The following is an 8,158-nucleotide window of genomic DNA, read 5'->3' as shown; positions in this document are numbered from 1 at the left end:
TCATCGAAATGATTAACCATATGTTTTTAAATAAAAAACATATATGACGCCATTTAAAAAACCACGAAAAGCCCAATTCCATGCAGTAGGAAGTATAAAAATCAGACAAATGTTAAAAATAAAAATTTTAAGCTGGTTATATTGAAAACAATAGCACTGTAAACTACACAAAAAGCAAAACAACAACATAATTACCTGCAATGCAAATAATGAGCAATACATAAAACCTGTCATTAATCTTAATATTTGAGATTCTGACAGATTTTTCCCCCAATTAGGGAGTTAATGACCATGTTTTCAACTGGGTCCCGTCTGCGTAGTGCCGCAGCCGATACTTTTGCACTTGTGGTGTATTGCTTTGTCATCGGTATGATAATTGAAATAGTGATCTCTGGAATGACATTCCAGCAATCACTCTCTTCCCGGCTGGTCTCAATTCCCGTCAATATTCTGATTGCCTGGCCCTACGGCGTGTATCGTGATGCGTTCATCCGTTTTGCACGTCGCCATGCAGGCGAATATATGTGGGCGAGGAACCTTGCCGACTTACTGGCTTATGTCAGTTTCCAGTCACCCGTCTATGCCGTGATTCTGTGGTCTGTTGGTGCGGATTTAGAACAAATCACCACGGCAGTCGCGAGTAACGCCTTGGTTTCAATGGCGATGGGGGTGGCTTATGGCTATTTTTTGGAGTATTGCCGCAGGCTGTTTCGCGTCGCAGGATATGTTTGATTGTGGTGACTTGCAATCAGGGCCTCGGATGAGCCCTGATTGACTAAAACGTAAACTATTTGCGGCTTAAGCTACCGCGGCGGAATAAATTGCGTCGAATGCGGGTTAACCCCGGTTTCGGTTTATGTGGTTCATCCAAACTGGCTAATACCAGCTCCAACACACGTTCAGCGACATCGCGGTGACGCTGGGCCACTGCCAATACTGGGCATTCGAGGAAATCTAACAGCTCATTATCACCAAAAGTGGCAATCGCCAGATCACTGGGTAAACGCCCACTTTGTTTTAAAGTGACATCCATGACGCCCTGCAATAGCTGGAATGAGGTGGTAAACAGCGCTTGCGGCATGGGATGAGTCTTCAGCCACTGCGCAAACAGCGCCCCAGCAGCTTCGCGCTCGTAACTGTTGGCATACAGGTAATCAACCTTACGCGGATCGTCTTTCCATGCCTCACGGAATCCCATCTCCCGCAGGAAACTGACCGACAACTCTGGCAACGCGCCCAGATACAATACCGACTCTGCCGGGAATGTACGTAGTTCTTGAGCCAACATCTGTGCATCTTCTTGATCCGCGCCGACGACACTAATGAAATGTTCCCGATCAAGCGCGCGATCGAGTGCGATTATCGGTAATGGATCATTTGCCCAGCGCTGGTAAAAAGGGTGCTCAGGTGGCAGCGCAGTAGAAACAATAATGGCGTCAACCTGGCGCTGTAACAAGTGCTCGATACAACGCATTTCATTATCAGGTTGGTCTTCCGAGCAGGCGATCAGCAGTTGATAACCCCGCTGGCGAGCCTGACGTTCCAAATAATTCGCGATACGGGTATAGCTGGTATTCTCCAAATCCGGGATAACCAAACCAATTGAACGGGTTCTGCCCGCGCGCAACCCTGCCGCAACAGCATTTGGGTGATAGTTATGTTCCCTGACAACCGCCATAACTTTGTCGACTGTTTTATCGCTGACTCGGTACTGTTTCGCTTTGCCATTAATGACATAACTGGCCGTAGTGCGCGAAACACCTGCAAGGCGCGCGATTTCATCCAGTTTCACATAGACCCCTTATAAACCCTGTAAAGTAATATTGTAGGCTAGACTAAGAAGTCTATAGACATAGTTTAACCATGGATATGATCTAACAGCAGAACTCACTATTGAGCAACCGCTTTAACCCTCATATAACGCTATCCAGGTTAAAAAATAAGAAAAAAAAAGCCCAGCATACTGGCTGAGCCTGATAATTGGAGATTAGTCAGTATTAAATAACTAACGCATGATCTTGTCACCGCGGGAAACACCGACAATACCGGAGCGAGCAACTTCAACAATTTCTGCCACTTCCCGCACCGCATTTAAAAATGCATCTAATTTGTCACTGGTGCCAGCAAGCTGCACGGTGTAAAGCGTCGCGGTAACATCCACAATCTGCCCTCGGAAGATTTCAGCACAGCGCTTCACTTCTTCACGCCCGTAACCGCTGGCCTGCAATTTCACCAACATGATTTCGCGCTCAACATGTGAGCCGGAAACCAGCTCGCTAACACGCAATACATCGACTAATTTATGTAGCTGTTTTTCAATCTGCTCCAGAACCTTGGCATCGCCCACGGTCTGGATGGTCATTCTCGACAGCGTAGGATCGTCGGTCGGTGCTACCGTCAAACTTTCAATGTTATAACCGCGCTGAGAAAACAGGCCCACCACTCTTGATAAGGCACCTGATTCGTTTTCCAGCAAAACTGATAAAATCCGGCGGCGCATAATTATGTCCTCTCCGTTTTACTAAGCCACATTTCGTCCATGCCACCGCCGCGAATCTGCATCGGATAAACATGTTCTGTTTCATCGACAGTTACATCCACAAATACCAGACGATTGGTCTCAGATAATTGTGTCAAAGCATCGGCCAGTTTACTTTCCAACTCATCCGGTGTGCGGATAGAAACGCCAATATGACCATATGCTTCGGCCAATTTGACGAAATCAGGCAGAGAATCCATGTAAGACTGTGAATGTCGGCCAGAATAGATCATATCCTGCCACTGCTTCACCATGCCGAGATAACGGTTATTCAGGTTCAAGACCAATACCGGCAAGTTGTATTGTAGAGCGGTAGATAATTCCTGAATATTCATTTGGATACTGCCATCACCGGTGACACACACCACAGTTTCATCCGGTAGAGCCAGTTTCACCCCAAGGGCCGCTGGCAGACCAAAACCCATGGTGCCCAGGCCGCCGGAATTGATCCAATGCCGTGGTTTATCAAATGGATAGTAGAGGGCGGCGAACATCTGATGTTGGCCAACATCAGAGGTGACATAGGCATCACCTTTGGTCAGCCGGTGTAGTGTTTCAATCACCGCCTGCGGCTTGATTTTTCCACTGTCTTTGGCGTAACTCAGGCAATCACGGGCGCGCCATTGTTCAATAGATTGCCACCAATCACGTAAACTATCAAAGTCTTGCGCGCAATCAATCTGAGGCAACAAGTCCAGCATTTGTGTCAGAACTTGCTTGGCATCGCCAACAATCGGGATATCAGCTTCCACGGTTTTTGATATAGATGTTGGGTCGATATCAATGTGCACCACAGCAGCATTCGGGCAATATTTCGCCAGATTATTGGTGGTACGGTCATCAAAGCGCACGCCAACGGCAAAAATCAGGTCCGTATTGTGCATCGCCATGTTGGCCTCAAACGTCCCGTGCATCCCCAACATACCCACACTTTGGCGATGCGTCCCAGGGAAACTCCCTAATCCCATCAGGGAGCTGGTGACCGGTAAATTAAGCTTTTCAGCCAAAGTCAGTAACTCTTCATGACAAGCTGAGTTAATGGCCCCGCCGCCGACATACATGATAGGTCTTTTAGCCGCTAAAATGGTTTGCAGTGCGCGTTTAATCTGCCCGCGATGGCCTTGTACCGTCGGGTTATAAGAGCGCAAGCTGACTTGCTCAGGGTAGGCATAAGGCATTTTCACTGCTGGACCGACGATATCTTTTGGTAGATCAATAACTACCGGCCCTGGGCGGCCTGTCGATGCCAGATAAAATGCTTTTTTCAATACGGTCGGGATGTCTTCAGTTCGTTTAACCAGGAAGCTGTGTTTGACGACTGGCCGGGAAATCCCCACCATATCGCACTCCTGGAAAGCATCAAAGCCAATCAAAGAGCTAGGGACCTGACCAGAAAGCACCACCATCGGCACTGAATCCATATACGCCGTTGCAATACCGGTTATGGCATTGGTCGCACCGGGGCCAGATGTGACCAGCACCACCCCAACCTCACCTGTGGCACGCGCATAACCATCGGCCATATGTACCGCACCTTGTTCATGGCGCACCAGCACGTGATCAATGCCTCCGACCGTGTGCAGGGCATCGTAGATATCAAGTACGGCCCCGCCGGGATAACCGAATACATGCTTAACGCCCTGATCGATTAACGATCGGACAACCATCTCGGCTCCTGACAACATCTCCATGGGTTTTGCCTCCAGGCTTAGTTTGCTCAGTGGATTATGGGAAATCATTTCCACAAAATCCGGTAGGAAAGGCACAACGCCCTGTGTTCCTATCTTTGTTTGTTATAGTTCTAATGTTTATTAACATAACTAACTTATTAACATAACGTCAGAATTTCTGGCAGGCAAACAGCAATTATCTGCATTAAAGGCAATTGTGTTGGTCACAAACTGGATTTATCTTCCTCAGAAAAATAAAACACTGCCTGAACCTCCGCAGCCCTGTTTTTCGCGCCGCTTTATCCATTAATTAGAGAACTAAATCAGGCTGAGAATTTTTACACCTTGGGTGCAGTAAAATAGCTACCGTAAACAAAGAGAGAGGAGAAGAGAGACGATTGGTTAGAAAGGCAGCAACGACCTTTATCGTCAGAGAGATATCGGCCGTTGCTGTGAAAATGATGTTGGGTCAGTCGCGGTACATGGAGTCAATTTCATTCTGATAACGCTGAAGAATGATTTTGCGGCGTAATTTCATGGTCGGAGTCAATTCACCGGTTTCCATCGTGAAAGCCTGCGGCAACAGAGTAAAACGCTTAACTTGCTCGAACTTTGCCAGCTCTTTTTGCATATCTTTTAGTCGTTGCTCGAACAAACTGACAATATGGCTATGGCGCAACAGTTCCAATCTGTCATGGTATTTCAGGTTTATCGAATGAGCATATTCTTCCAGTGACTCGAAACACGGAACAATCAGCGCCGAAACAAATTTGCGGGTATCGGCAATAATCGCAATCTGCTCGATAAATCGATCCTGACCTAAAGTGCCTTCAATCATCTGCGGCGCAATGTATTTTCCACCGGAGGTTTTCATCAAATCTTTCAGCCGTTCAGTGATGAATAAATTCCCCTGAGAGTCTAATGCGCCAGCATCACCAGTTTTGAGCCAACCATCTTCCGTAAAAGACTCCGCCGTCTCTTCGGGTTTATTTAAATAGCCACGCATTACAATCGGGCCACGCACCTGAATTTCATTTTCAGCCCCCAGACGCACCTCGATCCCCGGCAATGGCTTACCGATAGAGCCAAAACGGAAATCTTTTTCTTCCCAACAAGAAACGGTGGCGCAGGTTTCTGTCATGCCATAGCCGTATTTGATATTGATACCAATTGCCTGGAAAAACAGAATGATATTATCATCCAGTCGTGCGCCTGCGGCCGGTAAAAAGCGCACTTTCCCACCCAAAACGCCGCGCAATTTACTTAATACCAAACGATCGGCCAGCTTATACAGTTGCTCAGAGAGCCACGATGGGGTTTGCCCATTTTGCACATTTTGGAATTTGCGCTCGCCACACCCTACCGCCCAGCGGAATAGCATCCGGCGATGCCATTTTGCCAAGGCAACTTTGTCGTTAATAGCACTAAACACTTTCTCGTAAAAACGGGGAACCGCACACATGACTGTCGGTTTTACTGCCTGCATCGCTGCACGTACCCAATTAGTGTCACTGATATACACATTTTGCGCGCCAGTATGCATGACATAAAAACCCCAGGCCCGCTCAAATACATGGGACAACGGCAGGAAGCTAAGAGAAGTATCTGCAGATGTCAGGGTCAAACGTTGGTCATGTAAGTAGAGCTGAGCGGCCATGTTTCGGTACTCCAGCATTACACCTTTCGGTTCCCCCGTGGTACCTGAGGTATAGATCAAGGTGAATAAATCACTTAAATCGCAACCATCTATACGTGCGGTTAATAAATGTTGTTGTACCGCATCTGGCTGTTGTTCAAAATCAGCCAAATGTTGGGCATATTCACAACCACGTAAATCAACACCAGGATCTAATACGACAATATGGCTAAGCTGCGGACACTGCGGCTTGAGTGTGATCGCAACATCAAATTGTGCTTGCCCACCGACAAATAAAATACGCACATCAGCATCATTCACTACGTAAGCCGCTTGAGCCGTTGTATTGGTGGCATACAACGGCACACTCACGCCACGTATCTGTAAAATAGCTAAATCTGCTAATGACCAGGCCATGCTGTTATTAGCAAAAATCCCAATACGCTCTTGGATGGCAGCGCCCAAGGACAACAAAGCCGCAGAAATCCGCGTCACGTGCGTATCAATCTGCCGCCAGGTCAGCTGACTTTCACCTTCTGGCGACCATTCACGGAAGGCGACTTTGTCGGTTCTCTGGCTTATTTGTTGGCGCAAACGGCGCACAAGGTGGTATTGATCTAATATTTGAGTCATAGCATCGCAGCTCGCTGAGAAATCATTCGTTAAAGTGTACCGCCACTTTTTGCCTGTTAGCTTTCAGCTTACATGCGTTCACTTTTTTTCGCGCAGTCTACTCACTCTATAGGTTATGGCAAATAAAATTCGGTGCAGAAGTGTGAGCTGAAATCGATTTTGACGAAAAATACAGCAGCCCGGGCAAGGGAAAGAGAGTTGAAGTGGATAAAAGATTTAGCTGGATGGAATAATAATTCAACACCAGAAATAATGATGTTAAAGGTGACTGCGGCCCTTGCCTGCCACTGAGAATAAGACAGCTTCAGTAGCAGGACTTAACGATAATAATTAAGAAGGAATACTAAGCTGACTGAGTAGTTCTTTCATCCACTGATGTCCCTTATCTCTATCCGTTGATTCATGCCAAGTGAGATAACATGGGCGACATGTATCTTCCCAAGGTAAGGAAATCAGTTTCAGATTAAGCGCTTCACTATATGTTTGAACCAACCAGCGAGGAGCAATGGCGACAAAGCTAGTTTGAGATACAATATTCAGCACACTGTTCATATCAGTGCTTTCATAAGCAATACTTTTAGTGCTAATGGCTGATTCATAATAAAGCTGGCTGAAAGAACCCACTTTATCCAATGAGACAATCGCATGTGATTCAGAAAGGAGTTGTTCTTCTGTAATTGAATTATCAATCCGTGGGTGATTTTTAGATACAGCTAAAACCAATTCATCACTGGATAATGAAATATGATGAAAATCGGAACGCTCAAATTTAGTATAACCTATCACAAACTCAGTTTCTTGATAGCGTAATTGATGTTCAATGTTCTCATTAAGATTAGATCTAACAATGAGCTGAACATTAGGTGCTAATTGATTAACCCGCTGTATAATCGGTGCTATCAGTCTAATATCCAGAGGGCTGCAAATAGATAATTTAAATACTCTCTCACTATTTTTGGCTTCAAATCCCGTACCTGGCAGCTCATTTTGCACTAATTGCAGTGCTTGCCGAATGGGGCCAAAAAGCTGACGCGCTTTGGCTGTTGGCTGAATACCTCGACCATAACGAACAAAGAGCTCGTCATCAAACATCACCTTAAGGCGAGCAAGCGCGTTACTGACCGCTGGCTGCGACATTCCCAGTAACTGTGCTGCGCGTGTGACATTATGCATTTGCATCACAGCATCGAAAACAGTTAATAGATTGAGGTCGACACTGCGTAAATGAACATCACTACCTTCCTTTTTGGTGACTTGACAGTCGGTTACTAAGTTGTGTTCAAACATGCTTAACTCCACTAAGCTTTATGCAGATGGCGTGATTAATAAAAAACCTCATTGATATTTATCGCTGTTTCAAAATACCTTTGAACACTTATTATTAATGATACCAATATTCTCTTTAATACCTCTGCGAGGTAAAATCGAGTCTCATCCTTGTATAAGTGTGAAAATATAAACCACACCCAATGCATTTGGTTACCAGTAAATACCCATAGATAAACATATAAATAAGAAACATATGCAAAGTATTTTGCATGGTGAATAAAACTAATCTACATTATCAATACCAAGAGAACGTCTTATCAGCATTAAAATATAACCTTGACATGATCACATCACAAAATGAGAACATTAACAACTATGGCATTAATGAATAATAAATTCTCCACTTATAAC

The 8,158-nt window shown here is 45.6% G+C and carries 6 protein-coding genes; 1 reads left to right on the top strand and 5 read right to left on the bottom strand.

Going from position 1 to position 8,158, the window contains the following annotated elements; genetic code table 11:
* The first annotated feature begins 291 nt into the window (after positions 1 to 291).
* A complete protein-coding gene (locus HU019_RS19785) occupies positions 292 to 732 on the top strand; it encodes an L-alanine exporter AlaE (protein ID WP_174850119.1) in 441 nt (146 codons plus the stop codon).
* Between the two features lie 55 nt (positions 733 to 787).
* Here HU019_RS19785 and cra read toward each other — a convergent pair whose 3' ends face one another.
* The 5 genes from cra to leuO all read right to left on the bottom strand — a co-directional run bounded on the left by cra (position 788) and on the right by leuO (position 7,765).
* Positions 788 to 1,792: a catabolite repressor/activator gene (gene cra, locus HU019_RS19780; protein ID WP_174850120.1), complete on the bottom strand. Its 1,005-nt coding sequence runs from the start codon at positions 1,790 to 1,792 to the stop codon at positions 788 to 790.
* A gap of 213 nt (positions 1,793 to 2,005) precedes the next feature.
* On the bottom strand, positions 2,006 to 2,500 hold the full coding sequence (gene ilvN / locus HU019_RS19775) for an acetolactate synthase small subunit (protein WP_004388986.1): 495 nt from the start codon (positions 2,498 to 2,500) through the stop codon (positions 2,006 to 2,008).
* 2 nt (positions 2,501 to 2,502) lie between these two features.
* Positions 2,503 to 4,230, bottom strand: a complete 1,728-nt coding sequence (gene ilvI / locus HU019_RS19770; RefSeq protein ID WP_011815562.1) for an acetolactate synthase 3 large subunit — start codon at positions 4,228 to 4,230, stop codon at positions 2,503 to 2,505.
* A gap of 448 nt (positions 4,231 to 4,678) precedes the next feature.
* Positions 4,679 to 6,478 (bottom strand): AMP-dependent synthetase/ligase, encoded by a 1,800-nt coding sequence (locus HU019_RS19765; RefSeq protein WP_174850121.1) that lies wholly within the window; start codon positions 6,476 to 6,478, stop codon positions 4,679 to 4,681.
* A gap of 330 nt (positions 6,479 to 6,808) precedes the next feature.
* Positions 6,809 to 7,765, bottom strand: a complete 957-nt coding sequence (gene leuO / locus HU019_RS19760; RefSeq protein ID WP_174850122.1) for a transcriptional regulator LeuO — start codon at positions 7,763 to 7,765, stop codon at positions 6,809 to 6,811.
* Positions 7,766 to 8,158 lie beyond the last annotated feature (393 nt).

The organism is Yersinia artesiana, from assembly GCF_902726545.1.
GTDB classification, from domain to species: Bacteria; Pseudomonadota; Gammaproteobacteria; order Enterobacterales; family Enterobacteriaceae; genus Yersinia; species Yersinia artesiana.
This window is presented reverse-complemented; position numbering and strand designations above follow the sequence as displayed.

Excerpts from the sequence above, each read along its gene's own strand:
- HU019_RS19785 (WP_174850119.1), top strand. The coding sequence starts at position 292 with ATGTTTTCAACTGGGTCCCGTCTGCGTAGTGCCGCAGCCGATACTTTT.
- ilvN (WP_004388986.1), bottom strand. The coding sequence starts at position 2,500 with ATGCGCCGCCGGATTTTATCAGTTTTGCTGGAAAACGAATCAGGTGCC.
- ilvI (WP_011815562.1), bottom strand. The coding sequence starts at position 4,230 with ATGGAGATGTTGTCAGGAGCCGAGATGGTTGTCCGATCGTTAATCGAT.
- HU019_RS19765 (WP_174850121.1), bottom strand. The coding sequence starts at position 6,478 with ATGACTCAAATATTAGATCAATACCACCTTGTGCGCCGTTTGCGCCAA.
- leuO (WP_174850122.1), bottom strand. The coding sequence starts at position 7,765 with ATGTTTGAACACAACTTAGTAACCGACTGTCAAGTCACCAAAAAGGAA.